General features: G+C 55.2%; 23 protein-coding genes and 1 pseudogene. 19 read left to right on the forward strand and 5 right to left on the reverse strand.

Features of this window, described 5'->3' with window-relative positions; translation table 11 throughout:
- Positions 1 to 206: 206 nt before the first annotated feature.
- Positions 207 to 593 (forward strand): RHS repeat-associated core domain-containing protein, encoded by a 387-nt coding sequence (locus tag ACVWZ0_RS03960; RefSeq protein ID WP_253455460.1) that lies wholly within the window; start codon positions 207 to 209, stop codon positions 591 to 593.
- Positions 594 to 786: 193 nt separating this feature from the next.
- Positions 787 to 1,074, forward strand: a complete 288-nt coding sequence (locus tag ACVWZ0_RS03965) for a HigA family addiction module antitoxin (RefSeq protein ID WP_253455458.1) — start codon at positions 787 to 789, stop codon at positions 1,072 to 1,074.
- A 449-nt stretch (positions 1,075 to 1,523) separates the two neighbouring features.
- On the opposite strand, the gene yghU is transcribed toward ACVWZ0_RS03965, so the two are convergent.
- Positions 1,524 to 2,390: a glutathione-dependent disulfide-bond oxidoreductase gene (gene yghU / locus ACVWZ0_RS03970; RefSeq protein ID WP_253455456.1), complete on the reverse strand. Its 867-nt coding sequence runs from the start codon at positions 2,388 to 2,390 to the stop codon at positions 1,524 to 1,526.
- A 199-nt stretch (positions 2,391 to 2,589) separates the two neighbouring features.
- Here yghU and ACVWZ0_RS03975 point away from each other — a divergent pair, with 199 nt between their 5' ends.
- From ACVWZ0_RS03975 to ACVWZ0_RS04025, 11 genes are all read left to right on the forward strand, one after another.
- A complete protein-coding gene (locus ACVWZ0_RS03975; RefSeq protein ID WP_253455454.1) occupies positions 2,590 to 3,273 on the forward strand; it encodes a DNA-3-methyladenine glycosylase I in 684 nt (227 codons plus the stop codon).
- 280 nt (positions 3,274 to 3,553) lie between these two features.
- Positions 3,554 to 5,143, forward strand: coding sequence for a peptide chain release factor 3 (gene prfC, locus ACVWZ0_RS03980; protein WP_253455451.1), 1,590 nt, complete (start codon positions 3,554 to 3,556; stop codon positions 5,141 to 5,143).
- Positions 5,144 to 5,434: 291 nt separating this feature from the next.
- Positions 5,435 to 6,049, forward strand: a complete 615-nt coding sequence (osmY, locus tag ACVWZ0_RS03985; RefSeq protein ID WP_125290474.1) for a molecular chaperone OsmY — start codon at positions 5,435 to 5,437, stop codon at positions 6,047 to 6,049.
- 105 nt (positions 6,050 to 6,154) lie between these two features.
- Entirely contained in the window at positions 6,155 to 6,316 is a 162-nt protein-coding gene (locus tag ACVWZ0_RS03990; RefSeq protein WP_071995405.1) for a DUF1328 domain-containing protein, read from the forward strand.
- A 340-nt stretch (positions 6,317 to 6,656) separates the two neighbouring features.
- Positions 6,657 to 7,688 (forward strand): patatin-like phospholipase family protein, encoded by a 1,032-nt coding sequence (locus tag ACVWZ0_RS03995; protein WP_253455449.1) that lies wholly within the window; start codon positions 6,657 to 6,659, stop codon positions 7,686 to 7,688.
- On the forward strand, positions 7,685 to 8,455 hold the full coding sequence (locus ACVWZ0_RS04000) for a TatD family hydrolase (RefSeq protein ID WP_253455447.1): 771 nt from the start codon (positions 7,685 to 7,687) through the stop codon (positions 8,453 to 8,455). Before ACVWZ0_RS03995 ends, ACVWZ0_RS04000 begins: the two co-directional genes overlap by 4 nt.
- Positions 8,456 to 9,843: 1,388 nt before the next feature.
- A complete protein-coding gene (gene deoC, locus ACVWZ0_RS04005; protein ID WP_253455445.1) occupies positions 9,844 to 10,623 on the forward strand; it encodes a deoxyribose-phosphate aldolase in 780 nt (259 codons plus the stop codon).
- 103 nt (positions 10,624 to 10,726) lie between these two features.
- Positions 10,727 to 12,049 carry a thymidine phosphorylase gene (gene deoA, locus ACVWZ0_RS04010; RefSeq protein ID WP_253455443.1) on the forward strand — a complete coding sequence of 441 codons (1,323 nt, stop codon included), beginning with the start codon at positions 10,727 to 10,729 and terminating at the stop codon, positions 12,047 to 12,049.
- 61 nt (positions 12,050 to 12,110) lie between these two features.
- Entirely contained in the window at positions 12,111 to 13,334 is a 1,224-nt protein-coding gene (deoB, locus tag ACVWZ0_RS04015; protein ID WP_253455441.1) for a phosphopentomutase, read from the forward strand.
- Between the two features lie 55 nt (positions 13,335 to 13,389).
- Positions 13,390 to 14,109 carry a purine-nucleoside phosphorylase gene (gene deoD, locus ACVWZ0_RS04020; protein ID WP_125290481.1) on the forward strand — a complete coding sequence of 240 codons (720 nt, stop codon included), beginning with the start codon at positions 13,390 to 13,392 and terminating at the stop codon, positions 14,107 to 14,109.
- A 212-nt stretch (positions 14,110 to 14,321) separates the two neighbouring features.
- Positions 14,322 to 14,510, forward strand: a complete 189-nt coding sequence (locus ACVWZ0_RS04025; RefSeq protein ID WP_253455439.1) for a hypothetical protein — start codon at positions 14,322 to 14,324, stop codon at positions 14,508 to 14,510.
- A 31-nt stretch (positions 14,511 to 14,541) separates the two neighbouring features.
- Here ACVWZ0_RS04025 and ACVWZ0_RS04030 read toward each other — a convergent pair whose 3' ends face one another.
- Positions 14,542 to 15,195, reverse strand: coding sequence for a YtjB family periplasmic protein (locus ACVWZ0_RS04030; protein WP_253455437.1), 654 nt, complete (start codon positions 15,193 to 15,195; stop codon positions 14,542 to 14,544).
- Positions 15,196 to 15,303: 108 nt separating this feature from the next.
- Here ACVWZ0_RS04030 and serB point away from each other — a divergent pair, with 108 nt between their 5' ends.
- From serB to ACVWZ0_RS04060, 6 genes and pseudogenes are all read left to right on the forward strand, one after another.
- Positions 15,304 to 16,281 (forward strand): phosphoserine phosphatase, encoded by a 978-nt coding sequence (gene serB / locus ACVWZ0_RS04035; protein WP_125290483.1) that lies wholly within the window; start codon positions 15,304 to 15,306, stop codon positions 16,279 to 16,281.
- Between the two features lie 9 nt (positions 16,282 to 16,290).
- Positions 16,291 to 17,673, forward strand: coding sequence for a DNA repair protein RadA (gene radA / locus ACVWZ0_RS04040; protein WP_253455435.1), 1,383 nt, complete (start codon positions 16,291 to 16,293; stop codon positions 17,671 to 17,673).
- 75 nt (positions 17,674 to 17,748) lie between these two features.
- On the forward strand, positions 17,749 to 18,990 hold the full coding sequence (gene nadR / locus ACVWZ0_RS04045; RefSeq protein WP_125290485.1) for a multifunctional transcriptional regulator/nicotinamide-nucleotide adenylyltransferase/ribosylnicotinamide kinase NadR: 1,242 nt from the start codon (positions 17,749 to 17,751) through the stop codon (positions 18,988 to 18,990).
- Between the two features lie 1,384 nt (positions 18,991 to 20,374).
- Positions 20,375 to 20,857, forward strand: a pseudogene (tssD, locus tag ACVWZ0_RS04050) (type VI secretion system tube protein TssD); the annotation flags it as partial.
- A gap of 12 nt (positions 20,858 to 20,869) precedes the next feature.
- Positions 20,870 to 21,226 (forward strand): tlde1 domain-containing protein, encoded by a 357-nt coding sequence (locus ACVWZ0_RS04055; protein ID WP_253455433.1) that lies wholly within the window; start codon positions 20,870 to 20,872, stop codon positions 21,224 to 21,226.
- Complete coding sequence (locus ACVWZ0_RS04060; protein ID WP_253455431.1) at positions 21,223 to 21,660, forward strand: hypothetical protein; 438 nt, start codon at positions 21,223 to 21,225, stop codon at positions 21,658 to 21,660. The genes ACVWZ0_RS04055 and ACVWZ0_RS04060 overlap by 4 nt, the downstream gene beginning before the upstream one ends.
- Positions 21,661 to 21,710: 50 nt before the next feature.
- Here ACVWZ0_RS04060 and ACVWZ0_RS04065 read toward each other — a convergent pair whose 3' ends face one another.
- From ACVWZ0_RS04065 to ACVWZ0_RS04075, 3 genes are all read right to left on the reverse strand, one after another.
- Entirely contained in the window at positions 21,711 to 22,259 is a 549-nt protein-coding gene (locus tag ACVWZ0_RS04065) for an antitermination protein (RefSeq protein WP_253455429.1), read from the reverse strand.
- Positions 22,260 to 22,483: 224 nt separating this feature from the next.
- Complete coding sequence (locus ACVWZ0_RS04070) at positions 22,484 to 23,761, reverse strand: MFS transporter (protein WP_253455427.1); 1,278 nt, start codon at positions 23,759 to 23,761, stop codon at positions 22,484 to 22,486.
- A complete protein-coding gene (locus ACVWZ0_RS04075; RefSeq protein ID WP_253455425.1) occupies positions 23,754 to 24,905 on the reverse strand; it encodes a mandelate racemase/muconate lactonizing enzyme family protein in 1,152 nt (383 codons plus the stop codon). The genes ACVWZ0_RS04070 and ACVWZ0_RS04075 overlap by 8 nt, the downstream gene beginning before the upstream one ends.
- Between the last annotated feature and the right edge of the window lie 24 nt (positions 24,906 to 24,929).

A 24,929-nucleotide genomic window follows, 5' to 3' on the forward strand; every position in this document is an offset into this window, starting at 1 on the left:
CTGCTCAATAGCTGAACTAAGGCATGGCCATAGGGTTTTCTATATCAATGTCGATAAAATTAATGACTTGAGTGTTATTAACCAAGAACTCGTGGCTGTTGGAGGATCGACATCAAACGGTCTCCCACTACTTTCAGACTGCCTCCGATCTGGCGCAAATTCCTCCTCTGCCAGCCGATTACTCATAATGTTCTCCAGCGCCGCTCTTGACCGGCTTCCAGGCGGTACAGCAGAACCTCAGATTCCAGGGACAGTACCTGGATCGTGAAAGCGGGCTGTACTACAGTCTTTTCCGATATTATGACCCGGTCAGCGGACGATTTACCCAGCCCGACCCAATAGGTTTGGCTGGCGGGATTAATACTTATGCCTATGTGACGGATCCTATAACATTTGTAGATCCGTTTAGGTGGAAGGGTTGTAGTGTTCGTGAAGGTGACGGTATAACTCATGACATTCAGCTTGTACTAATGCATAAGCATTATAAACAGACATTTGTTCATATTAAAGATGTCATTATAAGTGTGCAGAAAAATATATTTACGATACAACGCACAATGGCGGCTGCCAACAATTATGGGCTTGCGAATTAGCTCATCTGAGCCAACAGCGCCTGCCGCCTGACCCGAGCAATCTCCCGCTTCTACTGTTCAGGCGCAGCCACCATCTATCGGCGCCTGCTTATTTAATTTGCGAGCCGTCTCGCAAGAAAGAGCATCAACTATTTTTATTTAATGCAGCGACAGTAATATAGCCCTCAGGAATAGCAAGCATTGAGGGAACAATATGAAAGTAATCACAGCCGTTCATCCGGGGATTATCCTGCGGGAATATCTGGGCGAGATAACGGTTTCTGAAGCCGCCGCCGCGCTGGATATCACCTGCGAGACGCTTTCCAGCCTGCTAAGCGGGCGGTCAGGTATTAACGCCGATATGGCGCTGCGGCTGGAGGTCGCGTTGGGAACCAGCCCCGTTATGTGGTTAGCGATGCAGGCTGGATATGATTTGCTGATAGCGTCTCAGCAGCGCCGGCCCTATATTAAGCCCCTGATAAAACCCGTGCAGTGTCATTAGGATTGCCGAATTTTAATAATTGAATAAAGCCGGGGGATTTAAGGGGTAATTAAAGGGTAATTAAAGGGTAATTAAAGGGTAATTAAAGGTGTAATTAAAGGGTAATTAAAGGGTAATTAAAGGGTAATTGAAGGGTAATTAAAGGGTGGTTAAGGGGTAATTACAGGGCTGATTGCTAAGTGACTGCTCCGTTATAGATGGTTTATCCTTATTATTTCTTGTATTTTTTTATTATTTGTAGCAGGTTAATATTTAAGTGTATTTGCGCCGTATACCTTATAGCGTAGCGTTCCTGATAAGATAAATTAGTAAAAATATTTTTCAGGTTGCCAACTGCTAAATTATAGCCACGAAAAGATGCTTGCATATTAAAATAACGCGCTGACTGGTCATTGGCTGCAAAGCGACCCGTAGCGCTGTAATAATCTGCGCGCTACGGGCCTGGCCTGTTACTTCGCCAGCTTGTCTTCGGTACGCAATTCAAAATCAGAGGCATCGTGGCGCTCGTGCAGCTGTTCGGCTGGCTCGCCCCAGGTGCGGTTGACGATGCGGCCACGCTGAACGGCAGGGCGCTGTGCAATTTCATCGGCCCAGCGTTGCAGGTTCTTATACGATCCTACATCCAGGAACTCGGCTGCGTTGTACAGATCGCCCCGAACCAGCGCGCCATACCATGGCCAGATGGCGATATCAGCGATGGTGTAATTTTCACCCGCAATATAGCGGTTCTCCGCCAGCTGGCGATCCAGCAGATCGAGCTGACGTTTGGCTTCCATGGTAAAGCGGTCGATGGCGTATTCGATTTTTACCGGCGCGTAGTTATAAAAATGACCAAAGCCACCGCCCAGGTAAGGTGCAGAGCCCTGTAGCCAGAACAGCCAGTTCAGCGTTTCGGTACGGCCTGCCGGATCTTTTGGTAAAAAGTGGCCATATTTCTCTGCCAGATAAAGCAGGATGGCGCCGGATTCAAACACGCGGGTCGGTGGCGTGGTAGAGACATCCAGCAGCGCCGGGATTTTAGAGTTCGGGTTCACTTCTACAAAGCCGGAAGAGAACTGATCGCTGTCGCCAATGCGGATCAGATGCGCATCGTATTCGGCATCGTTAACGTTCAGCGCCAGCAGCTCTTCCAGCAGGATAGTAACCTTCTGGCCGTTAGGCGTACCCATAGAATAGAGCTGCAAAGGGTGTTTGCCGATTGGCAGAATAGCTTCGTGGCGCGAACCGGCGGTCGGGCGGTTAATGCTGCCCCAGGTGCCGCCTGCATTTTTGTTCTCCGACCAGACTTTAGCCGGCTGATAATCGTTGCTGCTCATAAAATTTTCCCTTTTCACGGTTGGATGGCGTAGCGGGACTGACTTCTCGCTGTTAATGGTCTAAAAATAGCGTCGATTGCCGCACTGCACCAAAAGCGGTTGTTACAGCTGATGTCAGATATAGCACCGCTACCGCGCAGACGTTTATCTGGAAAGAGCGATCGCTACGGTAATTCAGATACTTCCGTAAGGAGAGAGAATGAAGCACGACAAAGCCGCATTAAAACAGGCGGGGCTGACGCTGTCCGAGGATGGTCGCGTGTGCTGTTACTGGCAACCGTCAATGCCGGACTATCACGATAATGAATGGGGCAGGCCGGTTGTGGACGATCGTCGTCTTTTTGAAAAAGTCTGCCTTGAAGGCTTTCACTCGGGGATGTCGTGGCAGCTCATCTATAACAAACGGGAAAATTTTCGTCGGGCCTTTGCCGACTTCGATTTTCATCAGGTGGCGACGTTCACGAAAGACGACGTCGCCCGGCTGATGGCGGATAAAAGCATTGTGCGCAATCGGGCGAAAATTCTTTCCACTATTAACAACGCGCAGCGGGCTATTGAGCTGCTTAACGAGGCGGGATCGTTGGCGGAGTGGTTCTGGCAGTTTGCGCCCGGGCCTGATGCCCGACCGGAAATTATCGATCTGGCGTACTGGCAGCAAACCAAAACGTCGCCGGAAGCGACAAAGATGTCAAAAGCGTTAAAAAAGCGCGGCTGGACATGGGTCGGGCCGGTAACCGCCTATTCGCTAATGCAGGCGCTGGGCCTGGTGAACGACCATCTGACAGGTTGTGAATGCCGTAGGGCGGTAGAGGCGGCAAGGGAAAAGGCCTGCTTGCCTTGTGCTAACCAGCACGAGTTAACATCGTACTCTGAAAAAGAATAAAAGGTACGGACCGATCAGGAGAGTGAGAAAATTGTCTGGTAAGCCGCCATCGCCGCTAGACGTAAAAAGAGACTTCGTCCTTTAGCGCCGCTGGCTTCCGCTGACGGGCGCACTTTTACGCCGCGCTTTGCGGCCTTTCTTCCATTTACGCCAGGCATTCGCCGTTGTGGATTGTGTATAGCGTCCGAATCGGCGAAAATGCCGGCCATTGATGATTAATCGCCTGTGTCTTCCTGAGCAAACCGCGCAGCGGCGGCACAGCACCAAACAGAGTTTTTTCATGTCAAATGCACCTTTTATGCAAGAGGTGGCTCGTCGCCGCACTTTTGCCATTATCTCGCACCCGGATGCCGGTAAAACCACCATCACCGAAAAGGTGCTGCTGTTCGGACAGGCGATCCAGACCGCCGGCACGGTAAAGGGACGCGGCTCCAGCCAGCACGCGAAATCCGACTGGATGGAGATGGAAAAGCAGCGTGGTATTTCGATCACCACCTCCGTGATGCAGTTTCCCTATCGCGACAGCCTGGTCAACCTGCTGGATACGCCGGGACACGAAGACTTCTCGGAAGATACCTACCGCACGCTGACGGCGGTCGACTGCTGCCTGATGGTTATCGATGCCGCTAAAGGCGTTGAGGATCGTACCCGCAAGCTGATGGAAGTCACCCGCCTGCGCGATACGCCGATCCTGACCTTTATGAACAAGCTGGACCGTGATATCCGCGATCCGATGGAAGTGCTGGACGAGGTGGAAAGCGAGCTGAAGATTGCCTGCGCGCCGATCACCTGGCCAATCGGCTGCGGCAAGCTGTTCAAGGGCGTTTATCACCTCTATAAAAACGAAACCTATCTTTATCAGTCCGGTAAAGGCCACACCATTCAGGAAGTCCGTGTGGTGAAAGGGCTGGATAACCCGGAGCTGGACGCCGCCATTGGCGAAGAGCTGGCGGCACAGCTGCGCGAAGAGCTGGAGCTGGTCCAGGGCGCGTCGCACGAGTTTGAGAAAGAAGCGTTCCTGAACGGCCAGCTGACGCCGGTGTTCTTTGGTACCGCGCTGGGCAACTTCGGCGTGGATCATATGCTGGATGGCCTGGTGGAGTGGGCGCCGTCGCCTATGCCGCGCGCCACCGATACCCGTACCGTTACCGCCGCAGACGAGAAATTCACCGGCTTCGTGTTTAAGATCCAGGCGAATATGGATCCGAAACACCGTGACCGCGTGGCCTTCCTGCGCGTGGTTTCCGGCAAGTATGAAAAGGGCATGAAGCTGCGTCAGGTTCGTCTGGGCAAAGACGTGGTGATTGCCGACGCGCTCACCTTTATGGCGGGCGATCGCTCGCATGTTGAAGAGGCGTATCCGGGCGATATCATCGGCCTGCATAACCACGGCACCATTCAGATCGGCGATACCTTTACCCAGGGCGAGAACATGAAGTTCACCGGTATTCCGAACTTCGCGCCGGAACTGTTCCGTCGTATTCGCCTGCGCGACCCGCTCAAGCAAAAGCAGCTGCTGAAAGGGCTGGTGCAGCTGTCGGAAGAGGGCGCGGTACAGGTGTTCCGTCCCGTGCACAATAACGATCTGATTGTAGGCGCGGTCGGCGTGCTGCAGTTTGACGTGGTGGTGGCGCGACTGAAAAGCGAATACAACGTCGAAGCGATCTATGAGTCGGTCAACGTCTCTACCGCCCGCTGGGTGGAATGCAGCGATGCGAAGAAGTTCGACGAGTTCCAGCGTAAAAACGAGGTAAACCTGGCGCTGGACGGCGGCGATAACCTGACTTATATCGCGCCGACCATGGTCAACCTGAATATTACCCAGGAACGCTATCCTGACGTGGTGTTCCGCAAAACGCGCGAACACTAACAGGCAGCCTACATACGGTTACCCTGACAGGCGGCGCTTCGGCGCCGCTTTTTTTTGCCCGCTGTTGTTCAGATCCCACCTTACAGACTCATCTTAAAAAGATCCGCTTTTGCCCATTTATCCGCCATATCAACCACAAAGGGCAGCAGAATTCAGATCAGCGTCTATATTTATTTCAACAGGACGCAAAATATGTGGCGCGGTTGCTACAAAGCCTGACTACTGCAGTCACGCCGTTTGTGACTGAAAGCTCACAGTTGTGGGTGCATCAACCTAAGAAGGAAGAGATCGATGAACAAGACTAAGATTGCTAAAACTCTGATGGCTGCTCTGGTAGGTTCTGCACTGGTTAGTGGCGCTGCGATGGCAGAAGACACCACTACGCCAAAAGTACAGTCCACGACCGACAGCGCGGGTTCTAAAATCGATAGCTCTATGAAAAAAGTCGGTGGATACATGGATGACAGCGGCGTGACCGCCAAGGTGAAAGCTGCCCTGGTTGATAACGACGCTATTAAAAGTACGGATATCTCAGTCAAAACTCATGAAGGCGTCGTGACGCTGAGTGGTTTTGTCGCTTCTCAGGATCAGGCTGAACTGGCCGTTTCCGAAGCGAAAAAAATTGAGGGCGTAAAATCCGTCAGCGATAAACTACACGTTAAAGACAGCGCAAAAAGCAGCGTCAGCGGCTATGCCGGTGATGCAGCAACAACCAGCGAAATTAAAGCTAAACTGTTAGCGGATGACATCGTACCGTCCCGCAACGTGAAAGTTGAAACCACCAACGGTGTGGTTCAGCTTTCCGGTTCGGTAAAAACCCAGGCACAGTCAGATCGTGCTGAAGGCATTGCCAAAGCGATTGAAGGCGTCAAGAGCGTGAAAAACGATCTGGCGGTGAAATCGTAATACCGGCGCGGGCTGGCTATTACGGCCAGCCCGTGACGGCGCCGTCGTCAGGCAGAAATCAATAACAGATGATGTTCGATTTTAATATAGGGTAAGGAGAAGCTTATGTTTCGTTGGGGTATTATCTTTCTGGTTATCGCACTGATCGCCGCTGCATTAGGTTTCGGTGGTCTGGCAGGTACGGCAGCATGGGCAGCGAAAATTGTCTTCGTTGTCGGTATCATTATCTTCCTGATCAGCCTGTTTACCGGCCGCAAGAAGTTATAGCTTTAACGCTCTCCACGGCAGCGTCAGCGCTGCCGTGGGAAGAAACGTCTCGCCCGTCTGCACTTCCTCTCTTTTCCCCATTTACTTCTCGCTGCATTTTTTTCCCACGTTCATGTCACGCTGCATTTTTTTCCACGTTCATGTCACGCTGCATTTCGTCACTTTTTACCTGCGTTCATTTCACGCTGCATTTCATTACCTTTTTGCCCCGCGTTCATTTCTCGCTACACTTCGTCACGCTTTTCACTCCCCGCATTAACACTCATAGCAATAAGCGCCAAACCGCCGCCACTACGTGAGCGTATCCTCACCGCATTAGCTATCAGAGGGAGGGAGAAAGGTGGGCAGACGCATTCCGATTACGCTCGGCAATATTACGCCGCTGGCGCTGGCACCTTTTCATCCGGGCAAGCTCGCTCTGGTCTGTGAAGGCGGCGGACAGCGCGGGATTTTTACCGCAGGCGTACTGGACGAGTTTCAGCGGGTTGGTTTTAATCCTTTTGACCTGATGATTGGTACTTCCGCAGGCGCGCAGAACCTCTCTGCATTTATCTGCGGTCAGCCTGGCTATGCCCGGCGGGTGATCACGCGCTATACCACCAGCAAACTTTTCTTCGATCCGCTGCGCTTTGTGCGCGGCGGCCATCTGATCGATCTGGACTGGCTGGTGGATATTACCGCCAAAGAGTTTCCGCTGGCGATGACGGCGGGCGAAGAGGCGTTTTCCCGGGGGCGCGAGTTTTACATGTGCGCCTGCCGCAGCGACGACTATTCGCCCGGCTACTTTGCCCCCACCGCAGCGAACTGGCTGAACATCATCAAAGCCTCCAGCGCCATTCCCGGCATGTACCGACCCGGCGTCGATCTGGAAGGCATCAGCTACCTGGACGGCGGAATCAGCGATGCGGTGCCGGTGCGCGAAGCGGCGCGGCGCGGTGCCGACACCATAGTCGTCATCCGAACCGTGCCGTCGCAGATGACCTATACGCCGCAGTGGCTGAAGCGCGTCGAGCGCTGGCTGGACAAAGGCGCGCTACAGCCGCTGGTTAATATCATGCATCTGCATGAAGAGAGCTACCGCCAGACCCAGCAGTTCATTAACGAGCCGCCTGGCGATCTGAATATCATTGAAATTTTCCCGCCGCGCGCGCTGGCAAGCATGGCGCTGGGCAGCCGCATCGCCTCGCTCAATCAGGACTATCATCTGGGCCGTCGCTGCGGCCGTTATTTTTTGGCTACAATAGGGCAGTGGTTGCAGGGTGAAGCACAGGCTACTGCGCCAGTGGTGCCGGACGTGCCGCCCGCCAATGAACCGGCGATCGTACCACCGGCGAGCAATGATGATGATTTTCCTGAAGGATCGCTGGCATGACTTTTGTCGATACGCACTGTCACTTTGATTTTCCGCCCTTCTGCGGCAACGAGGCGGAAAGCCTGCGGCTGGCGGCGGAAGCCGGGGTGGAAAAGATCATTGCGGTGGGCGTTTCGGCGGATCGTTTTGCCGGGGTGCTGGCGTTGGCGGAAAAGTATGCGCCTTTATACGCGGCGCTGGGTACGCATCCGATGGCGATTGCCGGCCATCAGGAAGCGCATCTGCAACAGCTGGAAGATTATCTACGGCAGGGGTCGTCGAAGCTGATAGCGATCGGCGAGATCGGGCTGGATCTTTATATTGAAAACCCGCAGTTCGACAAGCAGCAGGCGGTGCTGGAGGCGCAGCTGCGGTTGGCAAGGCGCTATGATTTACCGGTGATCCTGCATTCAAGGCGCACGCACGACAAGCTGGCGATGCAGCTGCGCAAGCTCGACTTGCCCGCGCGCGGCGTGGTGCACGGCTTTGCCGGTAGCGAGCAGCAGGCGTTAGCCTTTATCCGCGAAGGCTTTGCCATTGGCGTCGGCGGCACTATCACCTACGAGCGGGCCAGCAAAACCCGCAATGCTATTGCACGTTTGCCGCTGACCTCGCTGCTGTTAGAAACCGATTCGCCCGATATGCCGGTGCAGGGTTTTCAGGGCCAGCCAAACCGTCCCGAAAGAATCAAGCACGTCTGGCAGAGCCTGTGCGAGATCCGCGATGAATCGCCGCAGGAGATTGCCGACACGCTTCGCGAAAATACCCGCCGACTGTTTCGGATCTGACGCTGGTATATACAGTAGGTCATTAACCGTCCATCCTGGCTAATGTACGGTTTCGAAACCTTTCCCGGCAGACCGGGCTGCTATCGCTGTGATACGTCAGGCCACCCTTTCACGGCACAATAATTGTGATTGCCATCATATTAATTCAGTTATTGCCGATCGTGTATTCCATATCCCACCTGATATCGTGCAAAATTAATCCCCAATCCTTTGTTTGATAATGTCTTTAGTCTTTATTTTTGACGAAAATTTCGCTGCTTGACGGTTTCCTGAATCAGGTGTAAAACTTTCTTTGCCTTGTTAAGACGTGAAAGGAAACTAATTATATTTCAGGTTGAAGTTAAAAGGATTTTATTATGGCTATTCGAGAAATTAGTGCTGAACTTTGAGGGCTATTTCAGGGGGTAATGAACATAGCAATTATGAGGCTGGTGGTGCAGGTAAAAAAAATTCACGGCAATCAACTATACAGCGGGGAGCTGGCGTAGATATTTACAAAGATGTTAATGTTGACTGCCTGGTAGACACAGGAATGGGTATAATTGGGGGAGTTAAAGAAGGCCCGGCGGGTATGACAGGCGGCATGTTGCTAACAGCTATAAATCATGTGTGAGGGAACCTAACCGAAACTCAAACGGAGGGGGGAGCATTTCCCCGGGGCAATGTACCTGGTAAAGAAAGAATCCTTAATAAAAATTGGGCATATAATTGTTATTATCGTGGGGTTTCAATTTGCATCAGCCATATTAAGTGGGATGGGCATTGTGTCCGCCTGGTGCCCGCTACCGCAAAGCTTTTCTCGCTGGGCAGTGATAATAATAACTTCTTTGGGCAGCGTTCGGCTTTTAGATGATATCTTTGTTTTTCTTCTTAACAGATTAAATAAATCCGGTAGGGAAAGTAATTATTGAAATACCTGAATGAATCAGCCCATATCGCTCAAGGTCGCTTTGATTAGCGGCCTTATTTATTGAAAGTGCCATAAATAGCAGCACCATTAATGCTAACATTGATGCGGGCGGCGCGCAGCGTCATAACCTGTGACGTAGTTATTTCATAATTCGTGGATCCCATGCTGCTGGCAGAGAGGTTTATCAGGCAGGGCATCCATAATTATCGTCTGAAGAAATATGCCTGATGTTATTCTCCGCCAGTGAATAACGTCGTTTCTCAATGTTACTATCATAACATTTTGTGATGTCCGATCGGCGGGCCTGTACCCTGTATTCCGGCAGTCTGGTGTGATTTCTGTCCGGTTTGCGCTACAATTACGGCAACAGCAGCGGCCTCAATGTGAAAGCTATCACAGACGAAGCCCGGAACGAATGTTACTATCCTAACATTGTCCCTGTGCTGCGCCCACGCCAACCGCCTTTTCGGAGAAAACCATGACTGATTTAACCACCGCCGCCGTTCGCGCGCTGAAGCTGATGGATTTGACCACCCTGAACGACGACGATACGGACGCCAAAGTGGTTGCGCTGTGTCATCAGGCCAAAACGCCTGTTGGCGAGACGGCGGCCATCTGCATCTATCCCCGTTTTATTCCGATTGCGCGTAAAACGCTGCGCGAGCAGGGCACGCCGGATATTCGTATCGCTACCGTGACTAACTTCCCGCACGGCAACGACGACATCGAAATCGCACTGGCGGAAACGCATGCCGCTATCGCCTACGGCGCTGATGAAGTGGACGTGGTTTTCCCTTACCGCGCGCTGATTGCCGGTAACGAAGAGGTCGGCTACGACATAGTTTACGCCTGCAAAGAAGCCTGCGCCGACGCGGGCGTGCTGCTGAAGGTCATTATCGAAACCGGCGAGCTGAAAACAGAAGAGCTGATCCGTAAAGCGTCTGAAATCGCTATCGATGCCGGTGCAGACTTTATTAAAACCTCTACCGGCAAAGTCGCGGTTAACGCCACGCCGGAAGTGGCGGAAATCATGCTACGGGTTATCGCCGAAAAAGGCGTGAAGCACCAGGTTGGCTTTAAGCCGGCGGGCGGCGTGAAAACCGCTGAAGACGCGGCTATCTACCTGAAGCTGGCGGACGATATCCTGGGCGAAGAGTGGGCCGACGCGCGGCATTTCCGCTTCGGCGCCTCCAGCCTGCTGGCCAGCCTGCTGAACGCGGCCGGTCACGCTGGCGCAAAAAGCGATTCCGCTTACTAATCCACTTTCATAAACGGGTCAGCCCGCCTGCCGAAATAAGCGGGCGCCCGTCAACCCAGCCCGGACGCGACGGCCGGGCCATCAAACCTCACCAGGGGGTAACGTGTTTCTGCCACAGGAAATTATTCGTAAAAAAAGAGATGGTCAGGCGCTGAGCGAGGAAGAAATTCGCTTCTTTATTAACGGTGTACGCGATAATGCGGTATCGGAAGGACAAATTGCCGCGCTGGCGATGACCATCTGGTTCCATGATATGACGCTGCCGGAGCGCGTGGCGCTGACGATGGCAATGCGCGATTCCGGCTCGGTGCTGAACTGGCAGAGTCTGGGGCTGAACGGGCCGGTAGTGGATAAGCACTCTACCGGCGGCGTGGGCGATGTCACCTCGCTGATGCTTGGCCCGATGGTGGCGGCCTGCGGCGGCTATGTGCCGATGATCTCCGGGCGCGGCCTTGGTCACACCGGCGGCACGCTGGATAAGCTGGAAGCGATCCCCGGCTTCGATATCTTCCCGGAAGATCACACCTTCCGTAATATTATCAAAGAGGTTGGCGTGGCGATTATCGGCCAGACCAACTCGCTGGCGCCGGCCGACAAGCGCTTCTACGCCACGCGCGATATCACGGCGACCGTTGATTCCATTCCGCTGATCACCGCCTCGATCCTGGCGAAAAAGCTCGCCGAAGGGCTGGATGCGCTGGTGATGGACGTTAAAGTCGGTTCAGGCGCTTTTATGCCGACTTTTGAGCAGTCTGAAAGCCTGGCACAGGCGATTGTCGGCGTGGCCAACGGTGCAGGCTGCAAAACTACCGCGCTGCTGACCGATATGAATCAGGTACTGGCCTCCAGCGCGGGCAACGCGCTGGAAGTGCGCGAGGCCGTGCGCTTCCTGACCGGCGAATACCGCAATCCGCGCCTGCTGGAAGTGACGATGGCGCTCAGCGCCGAAATGCTGCTGTCAGGCGGGCTGGCGGCCGATCGCGATGAAGCCATGCGCAAGCTTCAGGCGGTGCTGGATAACGGCCGCGCGGCGGAAGTGTTTGCGCGCATGGTGGCCGCGCAAAAAGGCCCAACCGACTTTATCGACAGGCTGGACAGCTACCTGCCCGCGCCGATGCTCAGCAAAGCGGTGTATGCCGACCGGCCCGGCATCGTCAGCGCAATGGATACCCGCGCGCTGGGGCTGGCCGTAGTGGCGATGGGCGGCGGTCGTCGTCGCGCCAGCGACAGTATCGACTACAGCGTAGGGCTGAGCGAGATGGCGCAGCTGGGCGACAGCGTGGACGGCCAGCGGCCGCTGGCGGTGATCCACGCCGCCAGCGAAGCGAGCTGGCAGGAGGCCGCCGCCGCAGTGAAACAGGCGATAACCCTGGCAGAAAAATCACCGCAGCCGACGCCAGTTATTTATCGCAGAGTGACGCAATAAACGGCATACTGTTCCGATCGATAAAATTTAGCTCATCGCGTTAACAACGCAGGAGACCACGATGAAACGTGCATTTATTATGGTGCTCGACTCTTTCGGCATTGGGTCAAGCAAAGACGCTCATAAGTTTGGCGATGAAGGTTCCGATACGCTGGGGCATATTGCCGAAGCCTGCTTTAAAGGCGAAGCGGATATCGGCCGCAAAGGGCCGCTGCATCTGCCCAATCTTACCGCGCTGGGCTTAGGCAAAGCGGCGGAGGCCTCTACCGGTAAGTTCCCATTGGGGCTGGATAAAGACGCTGAAATTATCGGCGCCTACGCCTATGCCAGCGAGCTGTCGTCGGGCAAAGATACGCCTTCCGGCCACTGGGAAATCGCCGGCGTGCCGGTGCTGTTTGACTGGGGCTACTTCACGGAAAAAGAGAACAGCTTCCCGCAGGCGCTGCTGGACGAGCTGGTAGAAAAAGCGGACCTGCCTGGCTATCTGGGCAACTGCCACTCTTCCGGCACGGTGATCCTTGACCAGCTGGGCGAAGAGCATATGAAAACCGGCAAGCCGATTTTCTATACCTCTGCCGACTCGGTGTTCCAGATCGCCTGTCATGAAGAAACCTTTGGCTTACAGCGCCTGTACGATCTCTGTGAAATCGCCCGCGAAGCGCTGACCGAAGGCGGCTATAACATTGGCCGCGTGATCGCACGTCCGTTTGTGGGCGACAAAGCGGGGCACTTCGAACGTACCGGCAACCGTCACGATCTGGCCGTTGAACCGCCTTCGCCCACCATCCTGAAAAAGCTGGTGGAGGAAAAAGGCGGCGAAGTGGTCTCCGTGGGCAAAATCGCCGATATCTATGCGCACGTCGGCATCACCAAAAAAGTGAAGGCGACCGGGCTGGACGCGCTGTTTGACGCGACCGTGCAGGAGATGAAAACGGCGCCGGACAACAGCATCGTCTTTACCAACTTTGTGGATTTCGACTCCACCTGGGGCCACCGTCGCGACGTGGCTGGCTACGCGGGCGGCCTGGAGCTGTTTGACCGTCGTCTGCCAGAGCTGATGGCGCTGGTACAAGAGGGCGATATTCTGATCCTCACCGCCGACCACGGCTGCGATCCAACCTGGCAGGGCACGGAACATACCCGCGAGCACATCCCAATTTTGATTTACGGCCCGAACGTTAAGCCCGGCTCGCTGGGATACCGTGACACTTTTGCGGATATCGGTCAGACTGTCGCAACGTATTTTGGCCTGTCCGCGATGGAATATGGCAAAAGCATGCTGTAATCAGCGCAACGTAACACGCCGGTGCAAGCCGGCAAAAAGTAAATAAGGATAAAAGATGGCTACCCCTCATATTAACGCAGAAATGGGTGATTTCGCTGACGTGGTGCTGATGCCGGGCGATCCGCTGCGCGCAAAGCACATTGCTGAAACCTTTTTGCAGGATGCCGTGGAAGTCAATAACGTGCGTGGGATGCTGGGCTATACCGGCACTTACAAGGGCCGCAAAATCTCCGTGATGGGCCACGGCATGGGCATTCCTTCCTGCTCAATCTACGCCAAAGAGCTGATCACCGAATTCGGCGTGAAGAAGATTATTCGCGTAGGCTCCTGCGGCGCGGTTCGTGAAGACGTGAAGCTGCGCGATATCGTGATCGGTATGGGTGCCAGCACCGATTCCAAAGTGAACCGCATGCGCTTTAAGGATCACGATTTCGCGGCCATCGCCGATTTCGATATGGTGCGCGACGCGGTAGACGCGGCGAAAAACCTGGGCGTGGAAGCACGCGTCGGCAACATCTTCTCCGCCGATCTGTTCTATACGCCGGATCCGCAGATGTTCGACGTGATGGAAAAGTACGGCATCCTGGGCGTGGAAATGGAAGCAGCGGGCATCTATGGCGTGGCGGCGGAGTTCGGCGCGAAAGCGCTGGCTATCTGTACCGTTTCCGACCATATCCGCACCCATGAGCAGACCTCGGCGGCCGAGCGTCAGACCACGTTTAACGACATGGTTGAGATCGCGCTGGAATCCGTTCTGCTGGGCGACAAAGCCTGATTTAAGTGGCCGCTGCCCTCAGCGGCCGTTGGCTAAAACCGGTCGGAGAATCGACCGGTTTTCCCGTAAAAGTATCTATTCATCTTTCCCGCTCGTTTTTTGCTATTGTCCTTTATCCTCAGACAATTAAGTGATAAGTATCTATTCATGAATCTATTCATGGTGGGTCATTATGTCTGCAATAACGTCACTTTTGCTGCACGGCCCGCTTGATGCCGCCGCAGATTGCCCTCGATCCCGCCGTGCCGCGCGAGGTGTGGTTTCGGGCATTAGCAATGGCGCAGCGCTACTGGCAGATGATTGCCGCAGGCGCTGAATGGAGTAATGAGTTTTGCCGGATTGCGGCGGCTATGCAGCAGACGCTGAACGCGCTGCCGCCGCAGATTGAGCGAATGGCGTAAGAGGTGAAGGCCGCCCGGAAAAAAGCGACCGCTAGCTTTTATCCGCAGGCGCGTCGTCGCCGTTATCTTCTTTTACCGGACGGTTAGCGGTAAGCAGAAAGGGCGACTGCTGCCAGCGCGTGCGGCGATCCCGCAGCAGCGTACGGGTAAGGATAATGCCGATAGCCAGCGCCAGCAGCATCATCAGGCGCAGGATATTGGTGGTGTTATCGACCTGCCGCGAATCCGTCACCAGCACGTGGGTATCCAGCGTGACGCGCAGAAAACCGCGCGGCCCGTCAGCGCTGGCCAGCGGCTCCACCAGCTGATGGTTGAAGTAGCTGCCGGCCCGTTGTCCGTCCAGCGCCAGCCGGTCGCGCACGTTAATGGTTTCGCCGCTGCGCGCCAGCAGCGTGCCGCTGTCGTCATAGACTGATGCGTCCAGAATGCGGCTCTCTTTGGTCAGCTGTGCGAGAACATCGATAATCTTCTGATGGTTGTCATCGCTGTTTTCCATCAGCGGCGACAGGCTAAAGGCGACCTGGCGAGTCAGCGTGCGCGCCAGCTCCTCCACCTGCTCCGAGCGGGCCATCTGATGGCCCATGCTGAACCATGATGCGCCCTGCATCAGCACGACCAGCAGCGCCAGGCAGATCAGGACGATTACCGTGCGGTGCAGCCGAAATGTTAGTTTGGCTTTTGCCATTTTTGCCCTTCACCTATTGTCCGGAAACGGAACCGCATTTATGTTGCCAGAAGCGGGCGAGACAGGGTAGCCTCTTGCGTGATTAAACTGTCCCCTACAGGAGCTGTAATGCCAAATAGTCTGACCTGGTGCGACCTGCCTTCGGATGTCTCTCTCTGGCCGGGTTTACCTCTTTCCCTCAGCGGCGATGAAGTGATGCCGCTGGATTATCGCGCTGGCCGCACCGGCTGGCTTCTGTATGGGCGCGGCCTGAATAAAGATCGCCTGACGGCGCTACAGCACAGGCTGGGGGCGGCGATGGTTATCGTCAGCGCCTGGGCGGTGGAGGACTATCAGGTTATCCGGCTGGCGGGCTCGCTGACGCCGCGCGCGGCCAAACTGGCGCACGAAGCCGGGCTGGACGTGGCGCCGCTGGGCCGTATTCCGCACCTGAAAACGCCGGGTCTGCTGGTAATGGATATGGATTCCACCGCTATCCAGATTGAATGTATCGACGAGATCGCCAAACTGGCGGGCAGCGGCGAGCTGGTGGCGGAAGTGACCGAACGCGCGATGCGCGGCGAACTCGATTTTACCGCCAGCCTGCGCCAGCGCGTGGCTACACTTAAAGGCGCCGACGCCAATATTCTGGCACAGGTCAGGGCGGAAATGCCGCTGATGCCGGGTCTCAGTTCGCTGGTGCACAAGCTCCAGGCGCTGGGCTGGCAGGTGGCGATCGCTTCCGGCGGCTTTACCTATTTTGCGGAATACCTGCGCGATAAGCTGCGCCTTTCCGCGATTGTGGCGAACCAGCTGGAAATCCGCGACGGCAAGCTGACCGGCGAAGTGCTGGGCGATATCGTCGATGCGAAATACAAAGCCGAGACGCTGCGAAAGCTGGCGAAGCGCTTTGAGATCGCGCCGGAACAAACCGTGGCAATTGGCGACGGCGCCAACGATCTGCTGATGATCCAGGCGTCCGCGCTGGGCATCGCCTATCACGCCAAGCCGAAAGTTAACGAAAAAACAGAAGTTACCATCCGTCATGCTGACCTGTTAGGCGTGCTCTGCATCCTGACCGGCAGCCTGATCCATGAAGAACGCTAAGGGGTAGATTTGGCCAAAGCGGTAAAGCGCGCCTTTGTTTGTAATGAATGCGGCGCAGATTATCCACGCTGGCAGGGGCAATGCAGCGCCTGCCAGGCCTGGAACACCATCACCGAGGTGCGCCTGGCGGCGTCGCCAACGGTGGCGCGTAACGAACGTCTGACCGGCTATGCGGGCAGCGCCGGCCCAAGCCGCGTGCAAAAACTGTCGGAAATCAGCCTGGAGGCGCTGCCGCGCTTCAGCACCGGCTTTAAGGAGTTCGACCGCGTGCTGGGCGGCGGCGTGGTGCCGGGCAGCGCCATCCTGATCGGCGGCAGCCCCGGCGCGGGGAAAAGTACGCTGCTGCTGCAAACGCTCTGCAAGCTTTCCGAGAACATGAAAACGCTCTACGTCACCGGCGAGGAGTCGCTGCAGCAGGTGGCGATGCGCGCGCACCGGCTGGGTTTGCCGACCGCCAATCTGAATATGCTTTCGGAAACCAGCATTGAGCAGATCTGCCAGATCGCCGAGCAGGAAGAGCCGAAGCTGATGGTGATCGACTCCATTCAGGTGATGCATATGGCGGATATCCAGTCCTCGCCCGGCAGCGTGGCGCAGGTCAGGGAAACCGCCGCCTACCTGACCCGCTTTGCGAAAACACGCGGCGTGGCGATCGTGATGGTCGGCCACGTTACGAAAGACGGCTCGCTGGCGGGGCCAAAGGTTCTGGAACACTGCATCGACTGCTCGGTGCTGCTGGATGGCGATGCGGATTCGCGTTTTCGCACCCTGCGCAGCCATAAAAACCGCTTCGGCGCGGTGAACGAGCTGGGCGTGTTCGCCATGACCGAACAGGGGCTGCGGGAAGTCAGCAATCCTTCCGCCATCTTCCTCAGCCGCGGCGACGAGGTCACCTCCGGCAGTTCGGTAATGGTGCTGTGGGAAGGCACGCGGCCGCTGCTGGTTGAGATCCAGGCGCTGGTGGATCACTCGATGCTGGGGAATCCACGCCGCGTGGCGGTCGGCCTGGAGCAGAACCGTCTGGCGATCCTGCTGGCGGTGCTACATCGTCACGGCGGTCTGCAAATGGCCGATCAGGACGTTTTCGTCAACGTGGTCGGCGGCGTGAAGGTCACGGAAACCAGCGCCGACTTAGCGTTAATGCTGTCGATGGTCTCCAGCCTGCGCGATCGCCCTTTGCCGCAGGATCTGGTGGTGTTTGGCGAGGTCGGGCTGGCCGGAGAAATCCGTCCGGTGCCGAGCGGCCAGGAGCGTATTTCCGAAGCGGCCAAGCACGGCTTCCGTCGCGCCATTGTGCCCATTGCCAACGTGCCGAAGAAAACGCCGGAGAACATGAAGGTGTACGGCGTGAAAAAGCTGGCCGACGCGCTGGCGATCCTCGACGAGCTTTAACTTAAAAGCGGAGCGTGTTGCGCGCTCCGCACTTCAAAGCGGCGGAACGTACGCCCGTTATGCAGGAGGCACCCGGTGTCGTCATTTGATTATCTGAAAACGGCTATTCGCCAGCAGGGGTGTACGTTGCAGCAGGTGGCGGAAGCCAGCGGCATGACCAAGGGCTACCTCAGCCAGCTGCTCAACGCCAAGATCAAAAGCCCCAGCGCGCAAAAGCTGGAGGCGCTGCACCGCTATCTTGGCCTGGAGTTTCCGCGCCGTGAAAAAACCATCGGCGTGGTGTTCGGCAAATTCTATCCGCTGCATACCGGCCACATCTATCTGATCCAGCGCGCCTGTAGTCAGGTTGACGAGCTGCATATCATTATGGGCTACGACGAGTCGCGCGACCGCGAGCTGTTCGAGGCCAGCGCCATGTCGCAGCAGCCGACCGTCAGCGATCGCCTGCGCTGGCTGCTGCAAACTTTTAAGTACCAGAAAAATATCCGTATCCATTCGTTTAACGAAGAGGGCATGGAGCCTTATCCGCACGGCTGGGACGTCTGGAGCCGGGGCATCAATGACTTTATGGAAAACCACGGTATTGTCCCCAATCGGGTTTATACCAGCGAAGAGCCGGATGCGCCGCAGTATCAGCAGCATTTGGGCATTGAGGCGGTGCTGATCGATCCTAAACGATCCTTTATGAACATCAGCGGCGCGCAGATCCGCCAGGATCCTTTCCGCTACTGGGAATATATTCCGACGGAAGTAAAACCGTTCTTTGTGCGCACGGTGGCTATCCTGGGCGGCGAGTCGAGCGGTAAATCGACGCTGGTTAACAAGCTGGCAAATATTTTTAACACTACCAGCGCCTGGGAATTTGGCCGCGACTACGTGTTCTCGCACCTGGGCGGCGACGAGATGGCGCTGCAATATTCTGACTACGATAAGATCGCGCTGGGCCAGGCACAGTACATCGATTTTGCGGTGAAATATGCGAACAAGGTCGCCTTTATCGATACCGACTTTGTGACGACCCAGGCCTTCTGTAAGAAGTATGAGGGGCGCGAGCATCCTTTTGTGCAGGCGCTGATTGATGAGTACCGCTTTGATTTGGTGATCCTGGTCGAGAACAACGTCCCCTGGGTAGCGGACGGGCTGCGTAGCCTCGGCAGCTCGGTGGATCGCAAAGAGTTCCAGGCGCTGCTGGTTTCCATGCTGGAGGCGAACAATATCGATTTTGTGCACGTCGAGCAGGATAGCTACGACGAGCGCTTTCTGCGCTGCGTGGAGCTGGTACAGGAGATGCTGGGCGCGCGTTCAACCGGCGGCTGAGCGAATAAAATAAAGGGAGCGAAGCACGCTCCCTTTGAGGTTGCTGACAAACTCATCTTCGCGGATGTAATGATTCCCCAGCCAGCAACTGATCCGGCGGTTGCACCGGTGCTTAACGGTTCTGCCATATAAAACCCTTAAAATAAAAAAGGCCCACCGAAGTGAGCCTAAAAATAACTGGAGCCAATCTGATTTAAATCTAAAAAAATTATAATGGTCTAATCATTACCTTCTGAAGATTTATACCAAGTAAAAAACTTATACACACCTAACAGAAGCGACCTACCACCTATTAAAACCAATAGTAGTACAACCGCATTAGAAAAAGATGACGCCCCCTCTCCAATCCTTACATTAGAATAAGCTAGCGGTATAAAGACAACAAATGGATAAAGAAAAGAAATTATTATTTTTGCTTTAGTAGAAGTGTAACTGGGCCACATAACTTACTTTTCCAATTTGCTATTAACTTTCTCACCAGGAGCAAGAATTGTCATTACATGAAGAGTTACTCGCTTGTCCACCACCACCTCCATTGCCTGTTTTATCACATGTACCAATTCCAGCAATAGTGCCGCCGATAGCGCCGGCTATTACGCCCCCAATCCAACCTGGACTACCTGCTATCGCGCCTCCCAACATATTCCACCCGATGCAGTTTTCATACGTATCAGGGATTGAGTGTACCATTATTCCGCCGTAATTCGAGTTAGAACTCCTGTTAGACCTGGAGCCACCTCTGCTGGGGCCGCCCGCCTCGTAGTTACTGTTACCATTTGCACCAGACACGCGCGTACATTCTGAAAAGCTGATTTCTCGAATAGTCATAATAAATCCCTTTTATTATCAACCTAATGTATACCCCACTATTTGCTTCTTGATAAGGCATAAATAGGTTTACTATTTTGTCAGGATTTCGTCAATTTATGTAATTGTTTACCCGAAACTACAATAAAAACAATATATACAGACAGTTTAAGATTGAAATTAAATAAAATTAATAGATTTTTTGGAATCGCAATCAAATAATAAACAAAAAAAGTTGAGCGCCATCACAAATTAAAAGAGCAATGTTAAAAGTGGTCTAAAGCCTCAAAGCGATAGAATCCCGGTACGTCTGCCGCAGGGCTAAAAGCAAAAAAACCCGCCGGAGCGAGGTTCATAATTCGTAAGTGGCGTATGCACAGAAATCCCAATTTGGATAGATATTAAGCCAATTTCGGACAAAATCAAATCAAACTTGATCTTAATTATACGATGTGAAGGTTTTGTTCGGGCTGTATTGAGGATTGTAACCTATAGCTGTTTACTGTTCCCGTTAAAAGAAAGCTTATAACAGTTTACGTTACAGGAAATGCTAAATAAGTAAGGATATTAATATGGACCAGCATACCTCTGCCTTAAAGACGATGGCGGGGCAGATATCAAAGGCTCTGTCGACGTTTACGGGCGCGAGGGGAGTATCGAAATCCTCGGTCTGAGTCATTGTATTGCCCTTCCTGGCGATAACGCTACGGGCAAAGCAACAGCAGCCCGTGAGCACGCTCAATATATTTTCAGCAAAGAGATCGACGTTTCCAGCCCCTATTTGTACAAAGTTGTGTCTACAGGTCAAAAACTTAAATCGGCCGAGATGAAGTTTTATCACATCAACGATGCCGGTCAGGAAGTCGAATACTTCAGTACGCTGATGGAAGAAGTGACCGTGATCGGCATCGGGCCTGTCATGTATGATGTGAAATCTGAGTACGGTGAACAGCGTAATCATCTCGATATTGTTGAGCTGATGTACGAAAAAATCACCTGGCGTTATGTGGATGGGAATATCATCCATTCAGACAGCTGGAACCAACGTGCGACAGCATAAGAAACAGGACTTATGACATGGAAATATGAGCTAAGCACCGGCAGGCTGTACTATGGCAATGAGCTGGTCGAAACAGGGTATTCTGGTAGCCTGACCAATAAGAACAACCCGGATCGTCAGCATGTAAAAGGGATGGGGCCGCTCCCCCGGGGAACGTATCGTATCGCAGGCCACTCCCGCTCTAAAGGGCCGGCAACCATTATTCTGGAGCAGACGTCCGGGGAGACGTTTGGCCGTTCGGCGTTCCGTATACATGGCGAGCGTGTAAATAAGCCTGCGGGCTTCGCGTCTGAGGGCTGTATTATTATGTCACCGGCGACTCGATGGAGGATAATCAGCACCGGCGGGACGCTGGAGGTTGTCCGATGAGGCGGCTAATTCTGCTACTTTTATTATCAGGTATCGCGACCCACACAATGGCTGGCGCTATCAACTGGCACGAAGCGTTGAAGGGAATCGCGTCGGGCGATCGGTTCTGGCTCGATAAGGCTCCCGAATTCGCCAAAGTGGCAGACGTTGAGCAGTCGCAGGCGCTGGCGGGTGCGCTGGCGGGGGCGTTGTCGAGTAATACCGAAGGCGCGCTAAAGACTCTGTCCGGGCTTGACTCACGGGACTGGCCTCATTTTGTTGGGACTGATATCGTCTGTATGGGTCCCATTAATAAACAAGAAGCTGAGATAGAGGCTTTTTATCAGCGGACCCGCCTGGCCCTGCTTGAGACGGACAAGGGAGCAACCTGTCTGTGGATCCTGGAGGCGACTTATGAAGAATGGAAAGCAGTAAATGCTGCCGATGTTAAGTAGTAATCAGTACAAAGCCCGGTAGATCCGATTAATCGGGCTATTTGTTCATGTCAACAAGTTACCTTTCTGAATAGCGCGTCAGCATGGTTTTCTTCGGTCTCGCATTTCGCCACCAGCGCCTCAAAAAACGGCTTCCAGTTCCGATTCCATGTGCGCTCCTGTAATTCCGGTAGCAGCATAGAAATAGCCCGGTATGCTCTGCTGGCTGGCATGCGCTTATAGCCCCGTCCGCCGCACCGCTCGCCTTCCCGATCTACCGGCACCCCATGCCGTGCTGACTCTACTAAATCCCGCACCCTGCCGGTTCCATTACAGCGGCAGCGCGCCGTTAGCTTGCCCTTTCCCTTGTAGACGCTGCAGTTTTCCCGAACATCCTGCAGTTCATACCGCGCCGGGATCTTTTCTTTGTCGTCGAATGGGCTGATATAGCCAGGATACACGATAACCTGCCGCCGTTCCACGCGGTAGCCACGCCCGGCGCAGTGCTGACAGGCGCATATTGTAGCAGCGGAACGGCAGTACTCCTCGAATGCCAGCTTTGGCAGCACGACCAGATATTTCCCCAGCTGGCCACCAGCAGCTTTTACTACTGTCAGCAAGTCGCGTGCGGGTCGGTGGAAAGCAGCAGAGGCAGCTCGGAACACGGACGCGCACGTCTATGGAGGCTCGTTTCGCGCGTCCATGCGCGAAAACGGTCCGCTTATCCGCTCAGCCTCTGCCGCCGTGAAGCGATTGTGTTGCTGTAAAAAAACGGCGGTGTACCCGCAAGCTTTTAAGTTTGTCATCAATCTGAAGGGAGCAAAGGACGCTCCCTTTTTGCAGGCTAAGCCAGCGCCCGCAGCGCGTTGACGCTGCGCTCACGTACAAAGATACCCAGCAGCGCCATTCCGGTCAGCGCCAGTACGCTGGCCAGTAAAAAGGCCGACGAATAGCCGCCGCCATACTGGATCAGAAACCCGGTGATGCCCGGCGACAGGATGCCCGCCAGGTTCGCCAGCAGATGCACAAATCCGCCGGCGGTGCCGATGCGCTCGGCGGGCACGATATCCTGCAGCAGCGACCAGCACGCCTGCGGCGTCATATAGGCGAACACGCTGGCCAGCGTAATCAGCGAGACCGCCAGCGTGACGCTGCTGGCCCAGGCCGTCAGCATCACGCAGACGGCGGCTACCGCCAGCCCAGAGAAGATCACCAGCTTGCGCGACAGCAAAAAATTGCCGGTACGGCGGAACAGCGCATCGGAAATCATGCCGCCGCCGATAAAGCCGATGGTCGCGCCCAGCCACGGCAGAATGCCGATCAGGCTCATGCTTTTAATATCCAGATGCTGAAAGTCGGTCAGGTAGCTGGGCAGCCATGACAGAAAGAAAAACTGGATGTAGTTAAAGCAAAAGAAGGCCGCCGCGACGCCCAGTACCGGCAGCGACAGCACGTAGTGCCAGAGCGGCGTCTTAGCCTGGCCCGTCGGAGTAACGCGAGTGGCGGGGCGCTGAGCGGCGATCATCTGTCTTTCCGGCTCGCTGACGCGCGGATGGTGTTCCGGCCTGTCGCGAAACAGCCACAGCCAGAAAGCCAGCCAGACAAAGCCCAGCGCGGCAATCACGATAAAAGAAACGCGCCAGCCGAAGTGCAGCCCGACCAATCCTACCACGGGCGCGGCGATAGCGGCGCCCAGCGGCTGACCGGCATTGGTGAAGCCGACGGCGCGGCCGACTTCCTTGCGCGGGAACCAGTTGGAGATCGATTTATTGGTGGTGGTGCCCATCGGCCCTTCGCCGATGCCAAACAGCACGCGGACGATCAGCAGGTGCGTAAAGCTGCCCGCCAGCGCCGTCGCGCCGCAGAACAGCGACCAGACGGCCGCCGCCCAGCCAAATACCTTGCGCGGGCCGTAGCGATCGGCGCCCCAGCCGCCCAAAAAGCAGAACAGGCAGTAGCCGATAAAAAAGCAGCTGAACAGGATGCCCATCTGCGCGTCGTCAATCTGCAAATCCTTTTTCACCAGCGGCGCCATCACCGACAGCGCGGCGCGATCCAGATAGTTGAGCACGCCCGCGAAAAACAGCAGCAGCGCCACAACGCTGCGATAGTTTTTAAACATGACTGGCCTCCGCGCTTAAGGTGATATGGCTGATGGTATGAGCTTTCAGCACGGCCAGATCGGGCGAGAAACCCAGGCCTGGCGTAGTGGAGAGGGCAAGCGTCGGGGAAAAATCGAGCTGCGGATAGAGCTGCGGCATGAAGCGGATCCAGGGCACTTCCAGCAGGATATCCTGCGGCAAGGCGGCCACCAGGTGCGCCGTCGCCAGCAAACCTGCGCCGTAGTAGAAACAGTGCGGCACCACTTTAATGCCGTGCCCGGCCGCCTGGGCTATCACGCGCAGCATGGCCGTGATGCCGCCTACTTTTGCCACGCTGGGCTGCAGCACGTCCACCGCCGCCGCAGAGTAAAACGGCTCAAATCCCCAGTCACCGCAAACATTTTCCCCGGCGGCTATCGGCGTGCCCGCGCGGCGTACCGCCGCCAGGCCTGCAATATCATCCGGCGGCCAGATCGGTTCTTCCAGCCAGCCCAGCTTTAATTCCGCCAACTGGCGAGCGCGGGCGGTGGCTTCCGCTACCGTCCACGGGCAGTTTACGTCCACCATCAGGGTCGCTTCCTGCGGCAGCGCGGCTCTGGCGGCGGCAATGGCGGCGTAATCAGTTTCATGCAGTTTCATCGTGCGAAAGCCCGCCTGCCAGGCGCGCCGTACCTGACGAGCGACCTCTTCCGGCTGGTTGTTGTAGCTGACCAGGCTGGCGTAGAGGCCGATCTCGCTGCGCGTCGCGCCCAGCAGCTGCCATAAAGGTTGGCCAAGATGTTGACCCAGCAGATCCCATAGCGCGATATCGATAGCCGACAGCGCATAGCGTACCGGCCCGCTGCGGCCAAAAGCGTGCAGCGCCTGCTCCGCCTCGCTAACCAGCGCCGTCAGCGCCTCGCGGCTTGCGGGCGCCGTTTTTCCCAGAAAAAGCGGGATGACCAGCGATTCCAGCGCCTGAAGCGTCACCGGATTGCATAAATGGCCGAAGCCTTCACCCCAGCCCTGGCGGCCATCGTCCGTGGTAATGCGCACCAGCAGCGTTTCCATTTTCTTTAACGCAGGCGAAGCGGCGTTCCAGGCCGTTGTCTGCTCCTCTGGCGTACTGCGATCGCTTTCAAAAGGAATAGCGAGGCGGAACGCCTCAATGTGACTGATTTTCATGCCATAAACCTCATCGGGTAGGGA

The sequence above is a fragment of the Erwinia sp. TECH1 genome, assembly GCF_054057575.1.